At 52.2% G+C, this 23,009-nt stretch carries 22 protein-coding genes and 1 pseudogene; 13 read left to right on the forward strand and 10 right to left on the reverse strand.

Annotation, left to right across the window (positions count from 1 at the left end; translation table 11 throughout):
- Window positions 1-62, forward strand: a pseudogene (locus CJP72_RS26395) (hypothetical protein); the annotation flags it as partial.
- On the opposite strand, the gene CJP72_RS20885 reads toward CJP72_RS26395, so the two are convergent.
- Both CJP72_RS20885 and CJP72_RS20890 read right to left on the reverse strand, forming a co-directional pair.
- Entirely contained in the window at window positions 54-503 is a 450-nt protein-coding gene (locus CJP72_RS20885) for a TauD/TfdA dioxygenase family protein (RefSeq protein WP_238340134.1), read from the reverse strand. The pseudogene CJP72_RS26395 and the gene CJP72_RS20885 overlap by 9 nt on opposite strands.
- Window positions 504-513: 10 nt before the next feature.
- The gene (locus CJP72_RS20890; protein ID WP_162383235.1) at window positions 514-1,494 is read right to left on the reverse strand and encodes a quinone oxidoreductase family protein; all 981 of its coding nucleotides are present in this window, start codon (window positions 1,492-1,494) and stop codon (window positions 514-516) included.
- Here CJP72_RS20890 and CJP72_RS20895 point away from each other — a divergent pair.
- Window positions 1,481-1,723: a hypothetical protein gene (locus CJP72_RS20895; protein ID WP_162383236.1), complete on the forward strand. Its 243-nt coding sequence runs from the start codon at window positions 1,481-1,483 to the stop codon at window positions 1,721-1,723. The genes CJP72_RS20890 and CJP72_RS20895 overlap by 14 nt on opposite strands.
- Before the next feature lie 282 nt (window positions 1,724-2,005).
- Here the strand turns inward: CJP72_RS20895 and CJP72_RS20900 are convergent, their stop codons facing one another.
- Window positions 2,006-3,667 carry a fatty acid--CoA ligase gene (locus tag CJP72_RS20900; RefSeq protein WP_162383237.1) on the reverse strand — a complete coding sequence of 554 codons (1,662 nt, stop codon included), beginning with the start codon at window positions 3,665-3,667 and terminating at the stop codon, window positions 2,006-2,008.
- A gap of 56 nt (window positions 3,668-3,723) precedes the next feature.
- Window positions 3,724-4,380, reverse strand: a complete 657-nt coding sequence (locus CJP72_RS20905) for an RBBP9/YdeN family alpha/beta hydrolase (protein ID WP_238340135.1) — start codon at window positions 4,378-4,380, stop codon at window positions 3,724-3,726.
- A 288-nt stretch (window positions 4,381-4,668) separates the two neighbouring features.
- On the opposite strand from CJP72_RS20905, the gene CJP72_RS20910 reads away from it, so the two are divergent.
- Complete coding sequence (locus tag CJP72_RS20910; protein ID WP_162383238.1) at window positions 4,669-5,727, forward strand: AraC family transcriptional regulator; 1,059 nt, start codon at window positions 4,669-4,671, stop codon at window positions 5,725-5,727.
- Between the two features lie 335 nt (window positions 5,728-6,062).
- Here the strand turns inward: CJP72_RS20910 and CJP72_RS20915 are convergent, their stop codons facing one another.
- Window positions 6,063-7,478 carry a sensor domain-containing diguanylate cyclase gene (locus tag CJP72_RS20915; RefSeq protein WP_238340136.1) on the reverse strand — a complete coding sequence of 472 codons (1,416 nt, stop codon included), beginning with the start codon at window positions 7,476-7,478 and terminating at the stop codon, window positions 6,063-6,065.
- A 197-nt stretch (window positions 7,479-7,675) separates the two neighbouring features.
- Complete coding sequence (locus CJP72_RS20920) at window positions 7,676-7,903, reverse strand: hypothetical protein (RefSeq protein ID WP_162383240.1); 228 nt, start codon at window positions 7,901-7,903, stop codon at window positions 7,676-7,678.
- Window positions 7,904-8,434: 531 nt separating this feature from the next.
- On the opposite strand from CJP72_RS20920, the gene CJP72_RS20925 reads away from it, so the two are divergent.
- From CJP72_RS20925 to CJP72_RS20940, 4 genes are read left to right on the forward strand one after another with little or no spacing between them, the layout of a single operon-like run.
- Window positions 8,435-9,229 (forward strand): substrate-binding domain-containing protein, encoded by a 795-nt coding sequence (locus CJP72_RS20925; RefSeq protein ID WP_162383241.1) that lies wholly within the window; start codon window positions 8,435-8,437, stop codon window positions 9,227-9,229.
- A gap of 44 nt (window positions 9,230-9,273) precedes the next feature.
- Window positions 9,274-9,966, forward strand: a complete 693-nt coding sequence (locus CJP72_RS20930; protein WP_162383242.1) for a hypothetical protein — start codon at window positions 9,274-9,276, stop codon at window positions 9,964-9,966.
- Window positions 9,967-9,974: 8 nt separating this feature from the next.
- On the forward strand, window positions 9,975-10,499 hold the full coding sequence (locus CJP72_RS20935) for a sigma-70 family RNA polymerase sigma factor (protein WP_162383243.1): 525 nt from the start codon (window positions 9,975-9,977) through the stop codon (window positions 10,497-10,499).
- Window positions 10,484-11,155: a hypothetical protein gene (locus CJP72_RS20940; RefSeq protein ID WP_162383244.1), complete on the forward strand. Its 672-nt coding sequence runs from the start codon at window positions 10,484-10,486 to the stop codon at window positions 11,153-11,155. Before CJP72_RS20935 ends, CJP72_RS20940 begins: the two co-directional genes overlap by 16 nt.
- 217 nt (window positions 11,156-11,372) lie before the next feature.
- On the opposite strand, the gene CJP72_RS20945 is transcribed toward CJP72_RS20940, so the two are convergent.
- On the reverse strand, window positions 11,373-11,615 hold the full coding sequence (locus CJP72_RS20945) for a DUF2545 family protein (RefSeq protein ID WP_162383245.1): 243 nt from the start codon (window positions 11,613-11,615) through the stop codon (window positions 11,373-11,375).
- 420 nt (window positions 11,616-12,035) lie between these two features.
- Between CJP72_RS20945 and lpxP the strand changes: the two genes are divergently transcribed.
- Both lpxP and ypdK read left to right on the forward strand, forming a co-directional pair.
- A complete protein-coding gene (gene lpxP / locus CJP72_RS20950) occupies window positions 12,036-12,956 on the forward strand; it encodes a kdo(2)-lipid IV(A) palmitoleoyltransferase (RefSeq protein WP_162383246.1) in 921 nt (306 codons plus the stop codon).
- A gap of 433 nt (window positions 12,957-13,389) precedes the next feature.
- A complete protein-coding gene (gene ypdK, locus CJP72_RS20955; protein WP_010723117.1) occupies window positions 13,390-13,461 on the forward strand; it encodes a membrane protein YpdK in 72 nt (23 codons plus the stop codon).
- Window positions 13,462-13,521: 60 nt separating this feature from the next.
- On the opposite strand, the gene alaC is transcribed toward ypdK, so the two are convergent.
- Window positions 13,522-14,760: an alanine transaminase gene (gene alaC, locus CJP72_RS20960; RefSeq protein ID WP_162383247.1), complete on the reverse strand. Its 1,239-nt coding sequence runs from the start codon at window positions 14,758-14,760 to the stop codon at window positions 13,522-13,524.
- A gap of 390 nt (window positions 14,761-15,150) precedes the next feature.
- Between alaC and ypdA the strand changes: the two genes are divergently transcribed.
- Together ypdA and ypdB are read left to right on the forward strand one after the other, a co-directional pair.
- A complete protein-coding gene (gene ypdA, locus CJP72_RS20965; RefSeq protein ID WP_162383248.1) occupies window positions 15,151-16,848 on the forward strand; it encodes a two-component system sensor histidine kinase YpdA in 1,698 nt (565 codons plus the stop codon).
- A gap of 14 nt (window positions 16,849-16,862) precedes the next feature.
- Window positions 16,863-17,603, forward strand: a complete 741-nt coding sequence (gene ypdB / locus CJP72_RS20970) for a two-component system response regulator YpdB (RefSeq protein ID WP_162383249.1) — start codon at window positions 16,863-16,865, stop codon at window positions 17,601-17,603.
- A gap of 76 nt (window positions 17,604-17,679) precedes the next feature.
- Here the strand turns inward: ypdB and glk are convergent, their stop codons facing one another.
- Complete coding sequence (glk, locus tag CJP72_RS20975; RefSeq protein WP_162383250.1) at window positions 17,680-18,645, reverse strand: glucokinase; 966 nt, start codon at window positions 18,643-18,645, stop codon at window positions 17,680-17,682.
- Between the two features lie 204 nt (window positions 18,646-18,849).
- On the opposite strand from glk, the gene CJP72_RS20980 reads away from it, so the two are divergent.
- The gene (locus CJP72_RS20980; protein ID WP_162383251.1) at window positions 18,850-20,085 is read left to right on the forward strand and encodes an ion channel protein; all 1,236 of its coding nucleotides are present in this window, start codon (window positions 18,850-18,852) and stop codon (window positions 20,083-20,085) included.
- On the opposite strand, the gene CJP72_RS20985 is transcribed toward CJP72_RS20980, so the two are convergent.
- On the reverse strand, window positions 20,086-21,741 hold the full coding sequence (locus CJP72_RS20985) for an alpha-keto acid decarboxylase family protein (RefSeq protein WP_162383252.1): 1,656 nt from the start codon (window positions 21,739-21,741) through the stop codon (window positions 20,086-20,088).
- Between the two features lie 185 nt (window positions 21,742-21,926).
- On the opposite strand from CJP72_RS20985, the gene mgrA reads away from it, so the two are divergent.
- Window positions 21,927-22,925 (forward strand): L-glyceraldehyde 3-phosphate reductase, encoded by a 999-nt coding sequence (gene mgrA / locus CJP72_RS20990; RefSeq protein ID WP_162383253.1) that lies wholly within the window; start codon window positions 21,927-21,929, stop codon window positions 22,923-22,925.
- Window positions 22,926-23,009 lie beyond the last annotated feature (84 nt).

Genomic DNA, 23,009 nt, shown 5'->3' on the forward strand with positions numbered 1-23,009 from the left:
GGGAGACATTTGGCGTAAGCAATCTGGCGCTGGACACACAAGGGGTGGGTGACTCATCCCAGGGTTGCTATCTTCTGTTTGATCTCCTCCGGCAGGTTCTGCCAGGCCACCACCATATTGGCCCAGAGCGTATCTCCCCCCACAGGCGGACTCTCGACGCAGCGCAACACACACCCCAACGGGGGTTTCTCGCGCCAGGAGGCATCGCTGTGCCAGGCATTTTCATAGCGCTCATTCACCACGTCTGGCGTTTTGTAGATACGAACCAGACCAGGATGATCCGGGTCACTGCCCGCTACCGGATGATCCTCCAGATCGCCAAACAATCGGGCGAAGGCGACGTGCTCGGCGCGGCTGATATCCTGCTTGCGCAGGAACAGGACCCGATGTCGGAGCAGTTGCGCGCGAATCTCAGCAAACAAGCCAGCATCATGAATGGCATCGGCCAGGCGAACACCGCTCAGTTCAGCGCCAATATGGTAGGTCAGTTGTTCTACACGCATATCATGCCCCTTAGATGACGAAGATCGATGAGCCCGTGGTCTTGCGCGACTCGAGATCGCTGTGGGCCTTTACCGCATCCTGCAGTGCATATTTTTGGTTGATGTCAATGCGGATCCGCCCGCTGCCGACATGGTCGAATAGCTCGGCGGCCAGGGCCGCCTTCTCGGCGGGATCGGCGATATAGTCAGCCAGCGCCGGACGGGTCAGATGGAGCGAACCCTTCATCGCCAGCAACACAGGGTCGAACGGCGGGACCGGACCGGATGCGGTGCCGACGCAGACCATCAGGCCGCGACGCTTGAGCGAGTTCAGCGAACCCATGAAAGTATTCTTGCCAACACTGTCGAATACCACGTTGACGCCGACGCCCTCAGTCAGGGTGCGCACACGCTGGGCCACATCTTCATGGCTGTAGTCGATGATGTAATCGCAGCCGTGATCACGGGCCACCTCGGCCTTGGCCTCGCTGGAGACGGTGCCGATCACGGTCAGGCCGAGCAGTTTGGCCCACTGGGCGACGATGAGACCGACGCCACCGGCAGCAGCGTGCAGCAAGAGGGTGTCACCGGGCTTGAAATCATGGATACGGCGCATCAGGTAGGCAGAGGTCAGCCCGCGCATGGTCATGGCGGCTGCCGTCTCGAAGGTGATGTTGTCGGGCAACTTGATGAGCGGAGCGGCCGGGATCAGTCGCTCAGTCGCATAGGCACCGAGGGTATTGAGAAAACCGGTATAGGTGACGCGATCGCCCACCGCCACATTTGTCACCCCGTCGCCGATGGCCTCCACTACCCCGGCCGCCTCGACGCCCATACCACTCGGCAGTGGGATTGGGTAAGTACCGTTGCGAAAATAGGTGTCGGCATAGTTCAGACCGACAGCGACCTGACGCAGGCGAACCTCGCCCGGACCTGGCTCTTTGACCGTGACGTCTTCGTAGCGCAGTACCTGCGGCCCCCCGGTCTCATAAAAGCGTATGGCTTTGGCCATCTCTGTTCTCCAACTCGTCTTTGATGTGAGCAAAATGCCTCGAACTGAGTTGAATCTAGGAGATTACGTCAACCTACGCTTTTCATCCGGCGACAGCCGCTTTTCATCTCGTGACGATCGCCCTGAATTCATTGTCTTAGCTGGGGAAAAACTGCCAACATCGACCTCGACTTTCCGCCTGACGACAGGGTTCCCAGCCCCGGAGCCGACCGCCAAAATGACTTTTTAAATGGCTAGTGTTTAATTTTGATGAAAAAGACTAAGCAGAGCCATGCTATGGCTCGCGCCAATGCGTTAGCGATGGAGGGGGTTGACTCTGTACTGGAGCGCGCCGCTGACATGAACGTCATCGCGGCCGGTATTGAACGAATACACATATTACATAAGGGGCTGTCTTAGCATCCGCACGGGGACGGCCAGTCCCCGGCAGAACATGTTTACTGACTCGCAACCTGAAATATAAGCAGCGAGACTTTGGCTAACCTTTTTACTGTTAATGCAACAGACCCCCTCAGATATCCTCGGCCCCGTTGCTGATTTCAATTTCCCGGATCAACCGCTTGTTGATCTTGCCGACACTGGTTTTGGGAATATCGGAGACTATCCGGATCTGCCGGGGGATAGCCCATTTATTGATGTGACCACTGTCGACGAATCCTTGCAGATGCGCCGCGATGGCCTGTGGCTCCAGGTACTCCCCCTCCTTGCAAACCACCAGCGCCAGGGGCCGTTCACCCCACTGCTCATCCGGGATCCCGACGACGGCTACCGATCTGACCGCCGCATGCGAGCTGATAAGACTCTCCAGCGCCAGCGAGCTTACCCACTCCCCGCCCGTTTTGATTACGTCCTTGATGCGATCTTTGATCTCCACTATTCCCTGAGGATCGATAGAGGCCATGTCGCCAGTGTGCAGCCAACTGCCACTCCATAGCTCAGCCCCTTTCTCGGGCTCCTTCAGATAACCTTGAGTCAGCCAGGGCGCTCGTACCACGATCTCACCCAGGGTTTCGCCATCCTGCGCCACCTCCCGACCTTCGCCATCGACGATGCGCAGATCCACCAGCGGGACGGGCAGACCGGTTCGGATCCTCAGGGGCAGTTGTTCATCCATCGGCAGGGCCAGCTCAGCATCACTCAGGTGGGTCACACAAAGCAGTGGGCAGGTCTCCGACATGCCATAGCCAGCGTGGATACGTATGCCCCTGCGGTGTGCCTGTGACGCCAGCCCGAGGGACAGAGAACTGCCCCCCAACAACATCTTCCATCCCGACAGGTCGGTCCGCGCGGCTTCGTCGCATTCGAGGATCATCTGCAAGATGGTCGGTACACAGTGCGAGAAGGTCACCCCCTCTTCGTGATAGAGACGCACCAGCTTGTTAGGCTCGTACCGACCGGGATAGACCTGCTTCACCCCCAGCATCGTCGCCACATAGGGGGCGCCCCAGGCGTGCACGTGGAACATCGGGGTGATCGGCATGTAGACATCGTTCGAACGCAGCAGCGACTGCCCATCATGGGCCGCCAGGATGCCCAGTTCGTTGAGCGTATGCAGCACCAGCTGACGATGGCTGAAGTAAACTCCCTTGGGGTTACCCGTGGTGCCCGTGGTGTAGAACAGGGTAGCCATTGAGTTTTCATCGAAGTCGGGGAAGTCAACGTGATCCTCCGCCGCGGCCAGCAGAGTCTCATATTCTCCCAGCACCGGCAGACTGGTCGCTTTCCCCTCGCCGTCACTGAGCTGGATGTAACCCCGAACCGTGGTCAGCGTCTCCTCCAGCGACTCGAGAAGCGGCAAGAAATCGTCGTGCACCAACACCAGGTGATCCTCGGCATGATTCATGGTGTAAGCGATTTGGTCCGCCGAGAAGCGGACGTTGACCGTGTGCAGCACGGCACCCATCATGGGCACAGCGAAGAAACATTCGAGCGCGCGATGGCTGTCCCAGTCCAGCAGGGCAACGGTATCGCCGGGCTTAACACCCGCTGCTGCCAGCATGTTTGCCAGACGGTGGATACGCTGCCTGAGGGTACGATAGTCGTAACGCAGCGTGTCGGCGTAGACGATTTCTCGCCCGGGATGATAACGCCCGCCCGACAGCAGCAGGCTCTTGATCAGCAAAGGATAAGCATGAGCTCCCTGCGCTGACGGTATGATTCTTGTCTTCACCATGCAGGTTACTCCCTGGCTCATTATTTGCTCGGTAAGATTGCCATGGCAGAGGGAGGTTAACCTCTGCCCCCTGAACAGGAAGCAGGCGGTTCACTGGCGAGCCCGCTTCCCTGAATATCACTCGTCGCGAAACCTGGGCCCCCGGTGTCGAGACGACGCACCAGATCCAACCCCTGTGGCCAGGGGCCGAAGCCACTCGCCGGATTGAGATGGCCCACAGCGCCCAGCCCGACAAGCTCGCTACCCCAGTCGGTCGCCATGGCACGCACCGCGTCGGCGCTGGCCAGGGGATCATTGTTGCTAAAGGCCACCAGACTGGGAAACGGCAAACGCGTGCGCGGCAACGGGCACCAGCCACCGGCCTGCAAAGTCTCCTGGCTCGGGTACTGGGCTGGCCACCTGGCGTTAAGATCCGGGGGAGTGACCAGTAAGGCTCCTTTGATTTGGTGCTGATGCTGATACTGCTGCGCCCAGTGCACTGTCATCAGTACACCGGCACTGTGCGCAACCAGGATCACCGGGCCGTCGATCTGCGCCAGTTCCTGCTCAATGGCCTCAACTCGCGCCCGGCAATTGAGCTTATCCCGCGTCAAAGGTGGTACTGAACGCACCCTGGTAAGGCTAGCCGCCAGATGCGTCTGCCAATGTTCCGCGACATGTTCACGTAATCCGGGGATGATCAGCACTGTCGCCCTTGTTTGTATTTTATCCATATGACTGTCCTTACTCTCCAGACGGCTCCGGCTAAAAGCCAGCGCACCGAGAGCAACACTAAAGCCGCAACATTCACGTTGCTTTACTTTTGACGCCATCGATTTGTCATTTTACGACAATGGCAAACAAGACTAAGGCCCGCGCCTGTCCTCCCCCACAGCCCTAAATAAGTGAAGCACCAATGTTGCAAAAAACAACCACAAAACTTTCAATTTTGTTACATGACTGCTAAGTAAATGTTAATCAATCATTCACGGCACAGATTAATAACTTAAGGAAGCTGCACAATGACTGTCTTAGCCAGAGCCGCCATCCTCACCAATTATCTGGACGTAACCCGTCAACTCGGCCTCAATACCCAGCGCTTATTGGCGCAGGTGGGGCTCAGTACCTCCATCCTGGGGATGCCCAATCAGCGCATCCCGGTCTCCACCGCCATCAAGCTTATCGAGCAGTCAGCCCTCGTCAGCGGATGCGATACCCTTGGCCTACGGATGGCGGAACATCGTCATCTGTCGGACTTTGGCGAGATAAGTCTGCTGCTCAGTCACCTCCCCACTCTGCGCGATGCGCTGCAGGGGATAGTGCAGTATCGCCACCTGTGCAATGACTCGCTGGCAATCTTCATTGAGGAGGTGGGGAAGACGGTCATTATTCGCGAGGAGGTGATCACTGATATTCCCACCTCGTCACGCCATGCCAGCGAACTGGCGGTCGGTGTCATGTACCGCTTCTGCGCGGCTCAGGTCGGCGTTGGCGCAAGCTGGCGTCCCATCAGCGTCAACTTCACTCACCCTGCGCCGACGGACCTTTCCGTCCACAGACGCATATTCGGTTGCAAGGTGAAATTTGGCAGCGAATTCAATGGCATTGTCTGTCAGGCTGCCGATCTGGACATCGCCAACCCGTTGGCCAACAAGGCCATGGCTCTCCATGCGCGTAACTACCTTGACTCCCTGCTGGTGGAAAACCGCCAGTCCCTGATGTTCGACGTGCGTAAGTCGATCTACCTGCGTTTGCCGATGGGGCGCGCCACCATAGAGCAGATCTCCCGCACCCTGGGGATGAATGTGCGTACCCTGCAACGCCATCTGGAAGAGAACGGCGCCACTTTCAGCGAACTTATCAATGATGTGCGGCGCGATCTGGTGATCCGTTACCTGCAGAATCCAGGTTACTCACTTGGCCATATCGCCGACATGCTCGGCTACTCCATGCCCAGTTCCTTCACTCGCTGGTTCAGTGCCCAGTTTGGTATGCCTCCCGCGACCTGGCGCTCTCGTCACAGCATCGTTCCCAAGACCGTCCAGATAGCCGCGGAATGTTTATATTCATCACCTGAATAACAAGAGACGGATAATGACGAAAAGTAAAAATGACCGTATGTCTGATCGATTACCGCTGATACAAGGCGTTGCTGCCTGCGGTTGGCTCTGTTTGTTGTCCTGATACGAATTAAGGGGGGTTACAACATTTGTCGCAAACAGAAAGACACATGATCGGGGCAGACAGCACGAAACATGCCGGAGCCTCTGCCATGAGGCCTGTTGCACTGTCTGACAGTGATGCGTTATTCCGTATTGATAGTGATCCCGTGGCGAATACCATCAATCCTGCGGGTTGTTATCCGGATATGACTGACGCAAGCACAGCCTCACCCGCCATAGGGTTACGACACGCACTACGTTGGATACAGAATCAGTTGCTGATTATTGCTCGCCACGCATACCCGGTTGCGCCCTTCCCGTTTCGCGCGGTAAAGCGCCTGATCTGCCCGGTCAAGCGCAGCCTGGAAATCGTCACAGGAATTCAGTTCATCAGGTGTCATCTGTGCCAGACCAAAACTTGCAGTGAAAGAGATTTGACGCCCCTGAAAATCAACCACCTGATTGGCAAAACTGACTCGAATGCGTTCGGCCACCTCTTTGGCATAATCAGGTTGCGTAAAAGGCATCACCACGACAAACTCTTCACCGCCCAGACGGGCGACAATATCATTTCCCCGTACCAATCCCGGTAAGATTTGCCCCACACGCCGGAGCACCTCATCTCCCCCACTATGACCGAAGTTGTCATTGATCTTTTTGAAATAGTCCAAATCAATGTTCAGCATACACAGTGATTGCCGACGACGACTCACCACACGGCAAATATTCCGGACTTGTTCGTCAAAATAGCGGCGGTTTGCCAAACCGGTCAGTGAATCGCGCAGAGCGTCTTTGACAAGTTGCGCCCGTTGCAAGGAGTTCGCATGCACATAATTCAACAATGACCATTGAGTTATGATGAAGGCAATAAGCGCGATGGCCGTACAAAAAGCCTGCATATACCAGCCAAACAGGATCTCATGTTTTGCAAGTCCCACAGCTATTACCCATTTGTAATGACTCAAGTTGAGAAATACCCCTATACGTGAGGTACCGTCAATAGGCGATATATATTGATGGGTCTGAGCCGAATCGGAGGAATATTTCATGACCTCTTTAATGTAAGGATTGAAATGCAGCGGACCTACGGTAATTCCGGCTCCCACACGGGTAAGCTGAATACAATTATCACGATCCAGTACAACCATTGCGCCCCCGGAACCGAGATAAAAACCTTTATCATTAAGTTTCCGGAATATTTCTACCATAGAGCGGGAATCGAAATACCCAACAACACCACCAAGGAATTTTCCTTTGGCGTCACGTACAGCATGGTACATCGCAAATCCGTGGATATTGGGATCCGTTCCTTGACTCTGCCAGTAAAACAGGCTGTCATTCTCCTCTCTGAGACGCAGCTGTTTAAATACGGCTCTATCGCGAAAACTGGCCTGGGTGATGGTCGATGCGCTGAGTGCGTTTTCCAGCGGGAACAGTGCACGCTGAGCAACAAAGTCGCCCCTCTCATCAAACACAATCACGCCGTCGAGCCAGTCTTGTTTAAGCTCCTCATCAAGAAACCGATCTTTATTTTCAGATGTGACGGTGTGATTTAGCAAAAAAGCATTGCCGATAAGACGAACCTGATACCCCATCGCATCCAGACTGGTTTCGAAACGCTCGGCTTCCAATAACGTGGTATTACGCAGAATACGGGCAGCTTCACGCATAATATATGTATATTGATAATAAAGATGCCCGGCAAGAATTGTCATTTGCAAAAAAATAAACAGCAGAAGAAAACCCCGCTTCGCGGTCAAGCTAAGATGGCCACAGTATGAAACAAATTTTCCGTACGGCACACGCTTTCCTGGTCAATGGGGATAATTGTAGAGACGTTCTGCTGTAATACATTCACTGAAGTTATTTATTCAACGAATGCCCGCGTCTCATTAGTGTATACATTCCGCCTGCTTTGATGATATTCCCAACGCGCCGTTAAGATTTCTTTTTGTTCATTGGTCATATTACCGGTCATAGCCGCGAGTGAAATATAGGTGCCGTTGGTTTCCATCATCACCATACTTCTGGCAATAAAATCTAAACCTGTGAAAGTATAGGCACTGTCAAATTTTGGGGGCAATATACTGGCCATACGGATGAGCTCCTAATGAAAGATACACATAATGTTTCAAATTATTACCATTACATTCAGAATACTCAACACGATTAAAAGCAGAGTTAAAAACTGCGCGGCGATAAAAAACATCATCAACCTAAAAACAAACACCGGATAGCGAAGAAGAAAGTATTAAAACCGCAAGAAAACTCAGTGTATTCCATCAATCATTGCATATTATTTAACGATTTAGCATTCCACATTGGTCATCATTATTCTCTTACGCCATTGTTGATGACTATTTTTACCGTATGATTTTATTAAAATATTTAATTACATCAGTACCGTTTTTACGAGATACGCATCAGGCATGTGGTTTTGTAAATGTTCGGCGTGGGTCTGGAGCCAGAGGCGCTGCACAGGCCAGATAAACGGGTATCCTCTGACGGCCTCTTCCCCATCTCACATGGAAAAGGAAAAATACCCGACAAAAAATTTTGTTCTGCATGCATCCATTTTTTCTTTTGCCGCGTCTCTCCAGTAAACCCCACCGCTACTGGAGTCCTCATGAAATATAAGTACCTGATCCTTTCACTGCTGTTACCCGGTTTTACCGCATTTTCGGCCTCACCGCTTACCGACCCTTCTATTCAGCACCAGCCACAGGATGGCGTCATAAAAGTCTATGGGCCTGGTGGTCCGCACTCTGCGCTGCAAAAAGCCGCCAGCGCCTGGTCGAAACAATCAGGCGTTAACGTTGCGATCATCTATGGACCGGAAAGTAAATGGAGCAAAGACGCGCAGCACGATGCCGATCTCATTTTCGGCTCTTCCCAGCAGTCAATGACGGCGTTTCTGGAAACATATGCCTTTATTCAAAGTAAGGACGTCTTGCCCCTCTATTTACAACGTTCTGTGATTGCGGTGAAACCGGGAAATCCTAAAGGCATTACGGGAATTAACGATCTACTGAAAAAAGACGTTGGCATCGTGGTTACCGAAGGTGCAGGTGTCTACAACACCTCCGGAACCGGCGTCTGGGAGGATATTGCCGGGCGTACCGGTCAGCTTGCCGATATTAAAAACATCCGCAGCAAAATCATTGCGTTCGAAAAAGGCAGTGGTGCGGCATTTAAGGCCTTTGTGCAACCGCAGGCCGACGCCTGGATAACCTGGAGTGACTGGCCTCTCGCGCACCCCGATAAGGCGACTCTGGTCGAGATTGAACCCGAGCGACGGATCTATCGGGATATGAATATCGCCATCGCGAAAAATGCCGATCCACAAACACAGGATTTCGTCCGTTATCTGAGCTCCCCGGAAGCGAGCAAAATTTTTGCTCACGAAGGCTGGATGCAATAACCCATTGGAAAATTCCGTCTACAATCAAGCAACAGGAAAAAATTATGAACAAATTCATCTGGAGTGTGATGTTAGCAGGAACCACCTGTGCCGTGCAGGCCGCAGATATCGCCGTACATGATACGTCGCTTGGAAAGGTGTATACCGACAAAGAGAGCATGACGCTTTATACCTTTGATAAAGACAGCAACGGTATTTCTGTATGCGACGCAGAGTGCAGCAAAAACTGGCCACCGCTGCCGGTCACAGAAAAGATGTCACCCGCGATCAATGGGCTTGAAGCCATCAAGCGAGAGGATGGCACCCAGCAATGGGCACTCAACGGTAAACCGCTCTACCGCTGGGTAAAAGATATGAAACCCGGCGATATTACTGGCGCAGGCGTCAAAAACGTCTGGCACCTGGCGCGCGCCGACGAAACGCCTGTCCAGGTGTATACGACAAAAGCAGGCCGTATTCTGGTAAATGCCGACAACATGACGCTTTACACCTTTGATAAAGACAGGAATGGCGTTCCGGCCTGCTATGACGATTGTGCAGAAAAGTGGCCGCCCGTGATTGTCGGGGCAAATGCAAAATTAACGCCGCCATTCAGTTCCACCACACGCCGGGACGGTCAACGGCAATTGCGTTATAACAACATGCCGCTCTACCTCTGGAAACAGGATCGCGCCCCAGGCGACACCACCGGAGATAACGTCAAAGACGTATGGCATATCATCTCCATTACTCAATAAGGTATAGCGTGGACATTGATAAGGAAGAGATCCGCACACTTTTTTCGCGGATCCTGCTACAGGACAGAGAAGCTTTCACCACCCTTTATCAACGCACCAGCGGGTATTTATATACCCGCATTTTACTTATCGTGAGAGACAAGGCGATTGCTGCTGATTTGCTCCAGGAGGGGTATATCAAAATCTGGCACGGTAAACTCCGTTCACCGATTGACGCCCCCTGGGCATGGCTATGCCAGGTCATGCGCAACCAGGCTATCGACCACATCCGACAGCACGGCAGACGAGGTGAAACCGCACTGGTGGATCAAGAAGACGACCTCATCGCGCCACCGGCGCAACAGGAGAAAGAGCGTCGGCTCACCGACTGTCTTTCCCAACTGGAAGCGGAGAAACGCAGCGCCATCGTCCTCGCCTGGTATCACGGTTTTTCACACCCCGAAATCGCCAGCCATCTCAGTGCGCCGCAAGGCACAATCAAATCCTGGATCCGCCGGGGTCTCAGTGAGTTAAAACAATGCCTCAGCCAATAACCCCTTCCCGCTATCGCCATCCGCAGATCCGCGAGCATCTCGCCAGTCAATATCTGTTGGGTGTGCTGTCTCCGCTTGCCAGACGACGGTTTGAAAGCCTTCTGGAACAGGATCCTTCATTATGGCAGGCGGTGGAACAATGGCAGCAACACCTTGATGTTCGCAGCCCCCCTGCCGCGCGTCCCCCGGCACGTGTCTGGCGTAATATAAAGGCGTCAATGGACAAAGACACATCAACGCGCGGCGTAAAACACTGGCTGCGTAATGCCGGGTGGCTGGCAGCAGGGGCGCTATTGATGTTTATGACGCTGACGCCAGTAACGCAGCAAATAAAGCCAGTGAGTTATCTGGCCATGATGTCGTCTCCCGAGTGTCGGGATTGTTTTGTCTTGCTGGCATTCCAGGGAAGCAAACCCGGACAGTCCAGTATCCGTGTGCAATACAGTGAGCACAGTGACCCGGCAGCATTTACGCAGGCAACGTTGTGGATGCGCGACAAAACCAGTGGTCAGTTGGTCTACCTTGCCCCGATGACGCAGTTGCAGGATTTGCACTATCTGACGCCCGGTGAGTGGAAGCAGTTGAAAAACAGTGCTGAACTGGTCGTCAAAGATAACGAACGCACGTTGTTTTCCGGCAAATGTCTTACACTTTAGTCCGGATAACTTCTGATAATCTCACGCTTTCGCGGGTCAGGGGACGTTCGGTAAATGAGGAATAATCGGCAAAACTGAGCAATACACGATGTGATCTCTGGTTTATCCAGATTAAGTGCCAGACCAGGCTGGCACTTAACATATGAAAATAGGTAAAATATTAAGAATAAGCTTAAGTTATTATTCAATTTTATTTACTGGGGGATGTCACCTGCTTTTATCGCCTGTCGTAACCCACCATTAATTGGATCATCAACCCACATGCCGGAGAGAGAAAAAGAAAAAAGCCGGTAACCATTTCGGCGCCCCCGGTTAGCCACCAGGTGAAGTAGTATATTAGAATTGCAAGAGTAATCATTCCGATAAAAGAAGAAATGCCTGAAACGGTCCCCAAAACCTGACCAATATAACCGCTTACGGCTATAATACTTATCGCAAGAAACATCAATAAATAAATCATAGCGTTACCTCCTGTGGGCGGAGATGCTTTCCGTAATGCTTTACACTCCTTACCGTTTATACTTTAAGTTATACCTTATAACCGGACCGTGTGTATCACATTCGCCTCACAATTTGGCCTCCCGCTCTTATCGTGCTTCACCGTATCAAAAAGCATTTAAAACATAGAATTAAAATTAAAGACTCCCTCCCTCACAACCAGGAAAATCTTTACGTTTCTTGTATAAGATTTTATAGCAGGTTCTAATCCTAAAATGGTATATTATGTGGGCAAGCATTCATGCCCCTCGTGGTTTTGTCCTGACTCAGTTTTACACTCTTTACAGGAACCATTGTCGTACATGATGGCCTAAGTAAGAGTGTACCGCTACAGACCCGAAGTCTTCTGCGATACAACATCCCGTATCTATTGAAGGTGCTTATGTTCCCAACAAGCAAGTTTTCACGCGCATTCCTGCATCCGCGTTACTGGTTCACCTGGTTTGGTCTCAGTGTGCTCTGGTTGCTGGTGCAATTGCCTTACCCCGTTTTATGCTTTTTGGGGACCCGAACGGGCAAACTGGCGCGTCCTTTTTTAAAACGTCGCGAATCTATCGCCCGTAAAAATCTTGAACTCTGCTTCCCCAAATTATCGCAGGAAGAGAGAGAGAGCATGATTGCTGAGAACTTTCACTCTCTCGGCATGGCGTTGCTCGAAACGGGCATGGCCTGGTTCTGGCCTGACAAACGCGTGCGCAAATGGTTTGATGTCGAAGGCATGGATAACCTGCTGCGCGCCCAGGCGCAAAACAAGGGTGTTATGGTGGTCGGCGTTCACTTTATGTCGCTGGAGCTGGGCGGTCGCGTAATGGGACTTTGCCAGCCGATGATGGCAACCTATCGTCCACATAATAACCCGTTAATGGAATGGGTTCAGACGCGCGGACGTATGCGCTCGAATAAAGCGATGATCGGCAGAAACAATCTGCGTGGCATCGTCAGTGCGCTGAAAAAAGGTGAAGCCGTATGGTTTGCTCCCGACCAGGACTACGGACGTAAAGGCAGCTCATTTGCGCCCTTCTTTGCGGTCAAAAATGTGGCCACCACTAACGGGACGTATGTGCTTTCCCGTCTGTCAGGCGCCGCCATGTTGACCGTCACCATGGTGAGAAAAACCGATAACTCAGGATATCGTCTGTTTATCTCGCCTGAAATGGAAGGTTACCCAACAGAAGAAAACCAGGCTGCCGCCTACATGAACAAGATCATCGAAAGAGAGATCATGCGCGCACCTGAGCAATATCTCTGGATCCACCGTCGGTTCAAAACTCGCCCGCAGGGTGAAGCCTCCCTCTATATCTAGAAAGAAAGGCCTTCGGGCCTTTCTTTTTTTCTGCCTTGTTCATGATCTGCCTCACTATCAAGATCACGCCGGCATCACGTCATTCAGTGTGGATTTTGCGTAAAAATAACCACAAATACAGCAAGGTATAGTTGGCATTATCTGATTAATAACCCCGTCGCTGACTGACCATTTATTACCGTCAGAAATCAAACTGTCGCCGAATCACGACACTTGTAAGTTACTAAAAGTAAATAAAAAAATGTCTCTTGTTTCGCCTCATTTTTAGGCGTACATTAGCGCCGTCTGGAGCAATGAAGCACAGAATTCTGAGGTGATGCCGCAGACGAAACGGGGAACATTCTCAGTTTCATTCAGTCTGGCACCAGCTCTCTATAATCAGGTGAGTTTAAGTTCATTTAGGCGTACATGACGGTACGCGGAGAGATGAAACGTGAAATATTTCTTTATGGGCATTTCATTTATGGTCATCGTATGGGCCGGTACTTTTGCCCTGATGATCTAAAAACAAAAATGCAAAAATGCAGCAAAAAAACAGGAGCCCATTGGCTCCTGTTTTGCTTTTCTACTCTGCGCTTTCTGGTGTCGATTTCGCACCGGCCGGCAATATGCCATCAGCACGGAACATGGCTTTGATGCCTCTGACTGCCTGACGAATGCGATCGCGGTTTTCAATTAGCGCAAATCGCACATGGGTATCCCCATAATCACCAAAACCAATTCCCGGCGACACACAGACTTTGGCGTCCTTGAGCAACTTTCTGGCAAATTCCAGCGAACCCATTGCAGCATAGTGTTCTGGAATTTTTGCCCAAACGTACATGGACGCTTTTGGCATCTCAACCATCCATCCCGCTTCATGTAGCCCCTTCACCAGCACATCTCGGCGACGCTTATACTGTTCAGCAATATCGCGAACGCACTGCTGGTCGCCCTCCAGCGCCGCAATCGCAGCGACCTGTAATGGTGTAAACGTACCGTAGTCGTGATAGCTCTTAATGCGCGCCAGCGCGTTGACCAGCGTCGGATTCCCGACCATAAAGCCAATACGCCAACCGGCCATATTGTAGCTTTTCGACAGGGTAAAAAACTCAACAGCCACCTCACGCGCCCCTGGCACCTGCATGATCGACGGCGCTTTCCAGCCATCATAAACAATATCGGCATAGGCCAGATCGTGGACCACCAGCACATCATAGCGTTTTGCCAGTGCGACCACTTTCTCGAAAAACGCTAGCTCAACGCACTGGGCGGTTGGGTTAGAGGGGAAACCGAGGATCATCATCTTCGGTTTTGGGTAGCTTTCACGAATGGCGCGCTCCAGCTCGGTAAAAAAATCAATGCCTTCCACCAGCGGCACAGAACGTACCTGCGCCCCGGCAATGACAGCGCCATAAATATGAATCGGATAGCTTGGATTCGGTACCAATACCGTGTCGCCATGATCGAGGGTCGCCAGCATCAGGTGCGCCAACCCCTCTTTCGAACCAATGGTCACAATGGCTTCCGTTTCCGGATCAATCTCCACATCGTAGCGTTCCCGATACCAGTGGGAAATCGCCCGACGTAATCGCGGGATGCCGCGGGATGTCGAATAACCGTGCGTATCCGGGCGCTGAGCCACGGTGCATAATTTTTCGACAATATGAGGAGGCGTGGCGCCATCCGGGTTCCCCATGCTGAAGTCGATAATATCTTCGCCGCGCCGACGCGCAGCCATTTTCAGTTCAGCAGTAATGTTGAAAACATAGGGAGGGAGACGATCAATACGCGTGAAGCGACGTTCAGGGCGAGAGTCAGCCATAATATCCTCAGATTAACGTGAGCGCCCGGACCGTCCGAGCGACGCTGCCACAAGGGTGGCACGCTTAGAAAATAGCCTGAAAAAAAACCGTCTGTCGAGAGGGAAACGAAAAAAAAGCGGGCTTTTAAAAAGAGGAACAGCGATCAACAAAACCTGAATTCCAAAAACACCTTTAACGGCGAATAACCATCATTTAATTAACATATTGACATCAATACAATTACACCAATATTTATCGCCACTGAGTGATCTACGGCCAATTAACTGGATGAATACCAATCCCCTTTTAATATTATGGTTTTTCCTCATTAGAGATGACTTCCCGGTACGCTGGTCAAGTGGGCTCAGGTTACCTATCATAGGGGTTTAATCCTTTCGCAAGAGTCACCCGTGCACGAAATATTCAACATGCTGCTGGCGGTATTCGATCGGGCAGCGCTGATGCTGTTCTGTCTTTTTTTCCTCATTCGTATCCGTCTGTTCCGCGAACTGTTGCACAAGTCAGCACACTCCCCAAAAGAGTTGCTTGCCGTTACCGCCATCTTTTCCATGTTTGCGCTGTTCAGCACCTGGTCCGGCGTTCCCGTGGAAGGCTCGCTGGTCAATGTGCGCATTATCGCCGTCATGTCAGGCGGAATTTTGTTTGGCCCGTGGGTGGGTGTCATTACAGGGGTTATCGCTGGCATCCATCGCTATCTCATTGATATCGGAGGTGTTACTGCCATACCGTGTTTTATCACCAGCATTCTGGCAGGCTGCATTGCGGGATGGATTAATCGCAAAATCCCCAAAGCGCAACACTGGCGGGCGGGTATTTTAGGCGGCGTGTTGTGTGAAACGCTGACCATGATTCTGGTGATTGTATGGGCCCCCACCACCGAACTGGGTCTGGATATTGTCTCGAAGATCGGTATTCCCATGATCCTCGGCAGCGTTTGCATCGGCTTCATCGTGCTGTTGGTACAGAGCGTTGAAGGGGAAAAGGAAGCCAGCGCTGCGCGGCAAGCTAAGCTGGCGCTGGATATTGCGAACAAAACACTGCCGCTTTTTCGTCAGGTCAACAGCGAGTCATTACGCCAGGTATGCGAAATCATTCGCCACGATATTCACGCCGATGCGGTCGCCATCACCAATACCCAGCATGTGCTTGCCTATGTCGGTGTCGGGGAAATCAATTATCGCGAGAACGATGATTTTGTCAGTCCAACCACTCAGCAGGCAATAAACTACGGCAAGATCATTATAAAAAACAACGATGAAGCGCATCGAACGCCAGAGATACACTCCATGCTGGTGATCCCGCTGTGGGAGAAAGGTATCGTCACTGGCACGCTTAAAATTTATTACTGTCACGCACATCAGATCACCTCCTCTTTGCAGGAGATGGCGGTTGGCCTGTCGCAAATCATCTCGACACAACTGGAAGTCTCTCGCGCTGAACAATTACGTGAAATGGCAAATAAGGCAGAGCTGCGGGCATTGCAAAGTAAAATAAATCCTCATTTCCTGTTTAATGCGCTGAATGCCATTTCATCCTCCATCCGCTTAAACCCGGACACCGCTCGCCAGCTCATTTTTAATTTATCGCGCTACCTGCGCTATAACATTGAATTGAAAGATGATGAGCAGATTGATATCAAGAAAGAGCTGTATCAAATTAAAGATTACATTGCCATTGAGCAGGCCCGCTTTGGCGACAAATTGACGGTCATTTATGATATCGATGAAGAGGTGAGCTGCTATATTCCCAGCCTGCTTATTCAACCGTTGGTGGAGAATGCTATCGTCCACGGTATCCAGCCTTGCAAAGGGAAAGGCGTGGTCACTATCAGCGTCGCCGAATGCGGTAATCGAGTACGGATTGCCGTCAGAGATACCGGTCACGGCATTGATCCCAAAGTGATCGAGCGGGTGGAATCCAATGAAATGCCGGGAAATAAAATTGGTCTGCTCAATGTCCACCACCGCGTTAAGCTGTTATATGGTGAAGGACTGCATATCCGTCGCCTGGAGCCCGGTACCGAGATTGCGTTCTATGTGCCTAATCAGCACTCCCCTGCCGCCGCGCCGGCAACGTTATTGCTTTAATTCGGAGATGCGTTGTGAAAGTCATCATTGTTGAAGATGAATTTCTTGCCCAGCAAGAGTTAAGCTGGCTGATAAAAGAACACAGCCAGATGGAGATTGTCGGTACGTTTGACGATGGTCTGGATGTTCTGAAGTTTCTTCAGCATAACCGCGTCGATGCCATCTTTCTGGATATTAATATTCCGTCGCTGGATGGCGTTCTGTTGGCGCAAAACATCAGTCAGTTCGCCCATAAACCCTTTATCGTGTTTATCACTGCGTGGAAGGAACATGCGGTGGAAGCGTTCGAACTGGAAGCATTTGACTACATTCTGAAGCCTTACCAGGAGTCACGTATTGTTGGCATGCTGCGAAAACTGGAATCCGCCTGGCAACAACAGCAACTACAGCCTGGAACCGCGCCCGCGAATCCCGTCACGCGTGAGAATGACACCATCAACTTAGTGAAAGATGAGCGGATTATCGTCACGCCGATCAACGATATTTATTACGCAGAAGCCCATGAAAAGATGACCTTTGTTTATACGCGGCGGGAATCGTATGTGATGCCAATGAATATCACCGAATTTTGCAGCAAACTTCCGGCGTCACATTTCTTCCGCTGCCACCGCTCATTTTGCGTCAATCTGAATAAAATTCGCGAGATAGAACCGTGGTTTAACAACACCTACATTCTGCGGCTCAAAGATCTGGAATTCGAAATCCCGGTCAGTCGGAGTAAAGTGAAGGAATTCAGGCAACTCATGCATTTGTAGCTCGGGGACAAATGATTATTTCGTCTGTTGTGCAGTGATTACCGGATGGCTTCGTACACACCATCCGGTTTTCCGGTTACAGAATATGCCCCAGCGTCTGGCGCATATGCGCGCCGGAGCCAAGTAAACCTGGGTTGTCATGTACGATCAGATAAACAGGAATGTCCTGAACATAGGCTTTAAAACGGCCTTTATCCTCAAATCCGCCACGGAAGCCCGACGCTTTGAAGAACTCCAGGAAGCGCGGCACAATCCCCCCCGCAATATAAACACCGCCAAAGGTTCCCAGCGTTAACGCCAGATTGCCGCCGAAGCGCCCCATAATGACGCAAAACAACGACAGTGCACGACGACAATCAATGCAGGTATCTGCCAGCGCACGTTCGGTGACATCCTTCGGTTGTAAATTTTCCGGCAGACGCCCGTCTGATTTCACAATTGCGCGATACAAGTTCACAAGACCAGGGCCTGACAGCACGCGTTCAGCCGAAACGTGACCAATTTCGGCACGCAATTCTTCCAGGATGATGCCCTCTTCTTCGCTGTTCGGTGCAAAGTCAACATGCCCCCCTTCGCCCGGCAGACTGACCCAACGCTTATCAACATGCACCAAATGCGCCACGCCTAAGCCGGTTCCCGCGCCATACACCGCGATGGGCTTACCTTCAACAGGTTCCGCACCGCCGAACTGAATCACATGCTCTTTTTTCAGCATCGGGATCGCCATCGATACGGCGGTGAAATCATTGATGATTTCCAGATGGCTGAACCCCAAATTCTTTTTCATTTCCGCAATAGAAAATGCCCAGGTATGGTTGGTCATTGCCACCCAATCACCGGTTACCGGACAGGCAATGGCGATACATCCGTCTTCCACACTGACGCTATGCTCATCCAGATAGACACGCACCACGGCTTCCAGGCTCGGGTAATCAAGCCCCGAATAGGTTTTCGCCTGAGAAATTTCTCCGCTGGCAATATCGCACAGAGCAAGACGCGCGTTGGTGCCGCCGACATCACCTACTAATGCATACTTTGTCATTCTTCTACTGCTCCGCTAAAGTCAAAATAATTCTTTGCCACACTGTAAATTCACGAGGGCATAACAACAACGCCTGGAAAGCAGGTGCCCTGAAAATATCGATCTGGGTCACAGAATTACTTTATCGTTTCAGCACCATTTGCAGCGATGACAGCCAGCAGGTTGTGCAAACTATGGCTTATACCCTTGTACAAGGAATGAATCATGCTCCATCCGCGAGCCAGAACCATGCTGTTATTATCCGTTCCCGCACTGATCATCGGGGTTGTATCCAGCCTGATATTAATCGCCGTAATGAAAGTCGCGAACGTTTTACAGCAGATACTGTGGGAACGTCTGCCAGCCAGCCTCGGCGTGGCTCACGACTCATCGCTATGGATTGTCGGCATTCTGACGCTGACCGGGATGATGGTCGGACTCGTTATCCGCTTCAGCCCTGGCCATGCCGGTCCCGATCCGGCGACGGAACCGTTAATCAGCACGCCGGTAAGCCCGGGCGCACTTCCCGGTTTACTGATGGCGCTGATCCTCGGTCTGGCTGGCGGAGTGAGCCTGGGTCCGGAACATCCCATTATGGCGGTGAATATCGCGTTAGCCGTTGCCCTCGGCGCCCGCCTGGTCCCCCGAATTGGCGCCCTCGACTGGACTATTCTGGCGTCTGCCGGCACTATCGGGGCGTTATTTGGCACTCCGGTTGCCGCCGCGCTGATATTTTCACAAACGCTGAACGGCACCAATGACATCCCCCTGTGGGATCGCCTGTTTGCGCCCATGATGGCGGCCGCCGCGGGATCACTCACCACCAGCCTGTTTTTTCATCCTCATTTTTCTTTACCCATTGCCCACTACACGCAGATGCAACTGGTGGATATCTTTAGTGGTGCCGTCGTGGCAGCAATTGCGATAGCGACGGGGATGGTGGCGGTCTGGTGTTTGCCGCGTTTACACCAGTTGATACATCGACTGAAAAACCCAGTACTGATGCTGGGCGTCGGCGGCTTTATCCTGGGTATTCTGGGGGTGCTCGGTGGACCGTTGACCTTATTTAAAGGTCTGGACGAGATGCAGCAACTGGCCTTTGGTCAGACCCTGGGTGCCTCTGACTTTTTTATGCTCGCCGTGGTAAAACTGGCGGCACTGGTCGTTGCGGCCGCCAGTGGTTTTCGTGGCGGCCGGATATTTCCGGCGGTGTTTGTGGGCGTGGCGTTAGGTTTGATGCTACATGCCCACGTGGAAGCGGTTCCGGCGGCAATCACCGTATCCTGCGCGATTCTTGGCTTGGTGCTGGTGGTCACGCGTGACGGATGGCTGAGTCTGTTTATGGCAGCAGTCGTCGTCCCTGACGCGACCCTGCTGCCATTGTTGTGTATCGTGATGCTCCCGGCGTGGCTACTGCTGGCAGGGAAACCGATGATGATCGCCCATCGTCACGATGAATAACTAAGCGCCATTATGCGCTTCCAGCGAGCGGGTGATCGTCCGTAGCAGGTCCGGTAAATCGGCTTTCGGCAACATGACTTCGATCAGCGAAAGCCGCTGCGGATATTTCAGGCGTTCAAGCACCTCTTCCAGTTGAACAGCCTGCGTCACCCGCCAGCATTCTGCCAGGCCTTCTGCATTCAACGCATGTGGCACCTGAGTCCAGTTCCAGCTAGCAATATCGTTATACCGTTGATTCTCGCCGTGAATGGCGCGTTCCACGGTGTAACCGTCATTGTTGAGCAGTAACACGATCGGCGTCTGTCCATTGCGCATCATTGACCCCAGCTCCTGAATGGTCAGTTGTGCCGCGCCATCCCCGGTTATCAGGATCACCCGCCGGCCTGGAGAGGCAGTTTGCGCGCCAAATGCCGCAGGCAGCGAGTAGCCAATCGATCCCCAAAGCGGCTGTACCAGTACGTCCACCCCAGCAGGAAGCGAGAGCGAGGCTGCGCCAAACGCGGCGGTACCCTGATCGGCAAGCACAATATCCCCTGGAACCAGATACTTCTGCAGCGTATGCCAGAAATTTTCCTGCGTCAGCGGTCCCTTTTCTACCTGTGTACGCGCAGCGGGAGGACGAGCAGGAGGCGGGGAAAAAGACAGCTCCAGGCACAATTCTCGTAATGTGGTGACGGCTTGTTCCATAGAAAGACCACTGAACCAGGTATTGCCCACTCGCGAGGCATGAGGCTGGACATCAATCGTGCGTTCCTGCGGAAGTTGCTGACTGAAACCGGCGGTCAGTGTGTCAATGAATCGGGTGCCGATGCAAAGGGTCATATCGACATCCTCTATCGCCTGGCGCACATATTCATTACTGGCGCTGGCGCTATAGGTGCCGACAAAATGCGGATGCTGTTCGTCAAATAACCCCTTACCCATCAATAAGGTGGCATGCGCCATCGGCGTCTCCGCCATCCAGCGTTGAAGCACTGGCTGTAGGCCAAAACGCAGCGCCAGAAAATCGGCTAACAATGCGACCCGTGGGCTGTTTAGCAATCGCTGGCGGGCATGGTAGCGAAACGCAGCCACGACGCTGCTGTCTGGCTCTGGCGGCGTTACCGTGAGCGTGTTTGAGCACGGGGTAGCTGGCGCTCTGGCCACATCCGCAGGGAGCATCAGATAACCGGGCCGACGTTCGGTCAGCATTTCACGCAGCACACGGTCAATTTCGTGGCAGGCATTTTGTTCATCCAGTATGGCGCTGGCAACCGTGACCGACTGGCTCATACGGTAAAAGTGCTGAAAATCACCATCGCCAAGAGTGTGGTGCATCAGCTCCCTCCTTCGCTGTGCGCCCCGGCATGGTGCCCCTACAATATGTAATACGGGAACAAACTCTGCGTAACTTCCCGCAATACCGTTGATAGCGCTTAATTCACCGACGCCAAATGTCGTCAGTAATGCCCCTGCCCCCGCAACCCTGGCGTAACCATCGGCAGCATAGGCGGCATTCAGTTCGTTTGCACACCCGACCCAACATACCTCGGGGTGCTCAATAACATGGTCGAGAAACTGCAAATTATAATCGCCCGGCACACCAAAAAGATGGTTGATACCGCAACCTGCCAGTCTGTCCAGCAGATAATCCGCTATTGAATAGAGGGTTTTCATGACAGCAATCCTTCTGACGGTAACCTCACTGTTGAGTATTAAAGAACTGTGATAGCTGTCCAGAAACGTCACGGCGATTGGGGGTGGAAAGCAGAATTTACAGTTTTCGCAAAAAAATCTCATTGAATATGATTCAGTGTAAACGTATACACTTAAAAGTTGACGTCACTGACAGGAGTAACAAAATGACTTATCAGGCTGATGAAAATCGTTATCAGACAATGGAATACCACCGCTGCGGCCAAAGCGGATTAAAGCTTCCTGCGATTTCATTGGGGCTATGGCATAATTTTGGCGACACCACCCAGCTAGAAAACAGTCGCTCACTCCTACAACGCGCTTTTGACCTGGGTATCACCCATTTTGATCTCGCCAACAACTACGGTCCACCTCCCGGCGCCGCAGAACGCAACTTCGGGCGTATTCTTCAGGAAGATTTCTTACCCTGGCGCGACGAACTCATTATTTCCACAAAAGCGGGTTACACCATGTGGGAAGGACCTTACGGCGATTGGGGTTCGCGTAAATATTTGATCTCCAGTCTTGATCAAAGCCTGAAACGCATGGGGCTTGAGTATGTCGATATTTTTTATCACCACCGTCCCGATCCCGAAACACCACTCAAAGAGACGATGAAGGCCCTGGATCATGTTGTTCGTCAGGGAAAGGCTCTTTATGTGGGACTTTCAAATTACCCGGCAGATCTTGCCCGACAAGCCATTGAGATTCTTGACGATCTGGGAACACCTTGCCTGATCCACCAACCCAAATACTCTCTGTTCGAACGCTGGGTGGAAGGGGGGCTTTTATCGTTGTTACAGGAGAAAGGTGTCGGGAGTATCGCCTTCTCACCTCTGGCTGGGGGGCAGTTAACTGACCGCTATCTCAATGGTATTCCTGCCGACTCCCGTGCAGCCAGCGCAAGCCGTTTTCTGAATCCTGACCAGATCACCGCCGAAAAACTGGATAAAGTCCGCCAGTTGAACGCACTGGCTGCACGCCGGGGGCAGAAGCTTTCGCAAATGGCATTAGCCTGGGTGCTCCGCGACGATAACGTCACCTCCGTTCTGATTGGCGCCAGTAAATGCGCGCAAATAGAGGACGCCATTGGAATGCTGGCAAATCGCCACTTCTCTGCCGAGGAATGTTCAGAAATTGACGCCATCCTGGATAAGAAAAAATAAATACAGTTTTAACAAAAAATGCTCTCTTACAAAATTTAAGAGTTAAGGCGATGAAACGGGGCTTTACTGCCTCGTAATATTGCG

This window comes from Citrobacter sp. NCU1 (assembly GCF_010231475.1).
Classification (GTDB): Bacteria; Pseudomonadota; Gammaproteobacteria; order Enterobacterales; family Enterobacteriaceae; genus Citrobacter_D.

What these genes read in the sequence shown, in the direction of transcription:
- CJP72_RS20885 (WP_238340134.1), bottom strand. Translation starts at nt 503, where the DNA reads ATGCGTGTAGAACAACTGACCTACCATATTGGCGCTGAACTGAGCGGT.
- CJP72_RS20895 (WP_162383236.1), top strand. Translation starts at nt 1,481, where the DNA reads ATGGCTTTGGCCATCTCTGTTCTCCAACTCGTCTTTGATGTGAGCAAA.
- CJP72_RS20890 (WP_162383235.1), bottom strand. Translation starts at nt 1,494, where the DNA reads ATGGCCAAAGCCATACGCTTTTATGAGACCGGGGGGCCGCAGGTACTG.
- CJP72_RS20900 (WP_162383237.1), bottom strand. Translation starts at nt 3,667, where the DNA reads ATGGTGAAGACAAGAATCATACCGTCAGCGCAGGGAGCTCATGCTTAT.
- CJP72_RS20905 (WP_238340135.1), bottom strand. Translation starts at nt 4,380, where the DNA reads ATGGATAAAATACAAACAAGGGCGACAGTGCTGATCATCCCCGGATTA.
- CJP72_RS20910 (WP_162383238.1), top strand. Translation starts at nt 4,669, where the DNA reads ATGACTGTCTTAGCCAGAGCCGCCATCCTCACCAATTATCTGGACGTA.
- CJP72_RS20915 (WP_238340136.1), bottom strand. Translation starts at nt 7,478, where the DNA reads ATGCGTGAAGCTGCCCGTATTCTGCGTAATACCACGTTATTGGAAGCC.
- CJP72_RS20920 (WP_162383240.1), bottom strand. Translation starts at nt 7,903, where the DNA reads ATGGCCAGTATATTGCCCCCAAAATTTGACAGTGCCTATACTTTCACA.
- CJP72_RS20925 (WP_162383241.1), top strand. Translation starts at nt 8,435, where the DNA reads ATGAAATATAAGTACCTGATCCTTTCACTGCTGTTACCCGGTTTTACC.
- CJP72_RS20930 (WP_162383242.1), top strand. Translation starts at nt 9,274, where the DNA reads ATGAACAAATTCATCTGGAGTGTGATGTTAGCAGGAACCACCTGTGCC.
- CJP72_RS20940 (WP_162383244.1), top strand. Translation starts at nt 10,484, where the DNA reads ATGCCTCAGCCAATAACCCCTTCCCGCTATCGCCATCCGCAGATCCGC.
- CJP72_RS20945 (WP_162383245.1), bottom strand. Translation starts at nt 11,615, where the DNA reads ATGATTTATTTATTGATGTTTCTTGCGATAAGTATTATAGCCGTAAGC.
- lpxP (WP_162383246.1), top strand. Translation starts at nt 12,036, where the DNA reads ATGTTCCCAACAAGCAAGTTTTCACGCGCATTCCTGCATCCGCGTTAC.
- alaC (WP_162383247.1), bottom strand. Translation starts at nt 14,760, where the DNA reads ATGGCTGACTCTCGCCCTGAACGTCGCTTCACGCGTATTGATCGTCTC.
- glk (WP_162383250.1), bottom strand. Translation starts at nt 18,645, where the DNA reads ATGACAAAGTATGCATTAGTAGGTGATGTCGGCGGCACCAACGCGCGT.
- CJP72_RS20980 (WP_162383251.1), top strand. Translation starts at nt 18,850, where the DNA reads ATGCTCCATCCGCGAGCCAGAACCATGCTGTTATTATCCGTTCCCGCA.
- CJP72_RS20985 (WP_162383252.1), bottom strand. Translation starts at nt 21,741, where the DNA reads ATGAAAACCCTCTATTCAATAGCGGATTATCTGCTGGACAGACTGGCA.
- mgrA (WP_162383253.1), top strand. Translation starts at nt 21,927, where the DNA reads ATGACTTATCAGGCTGATGAAAATCGTTATCAGACAATGGAATACCAC.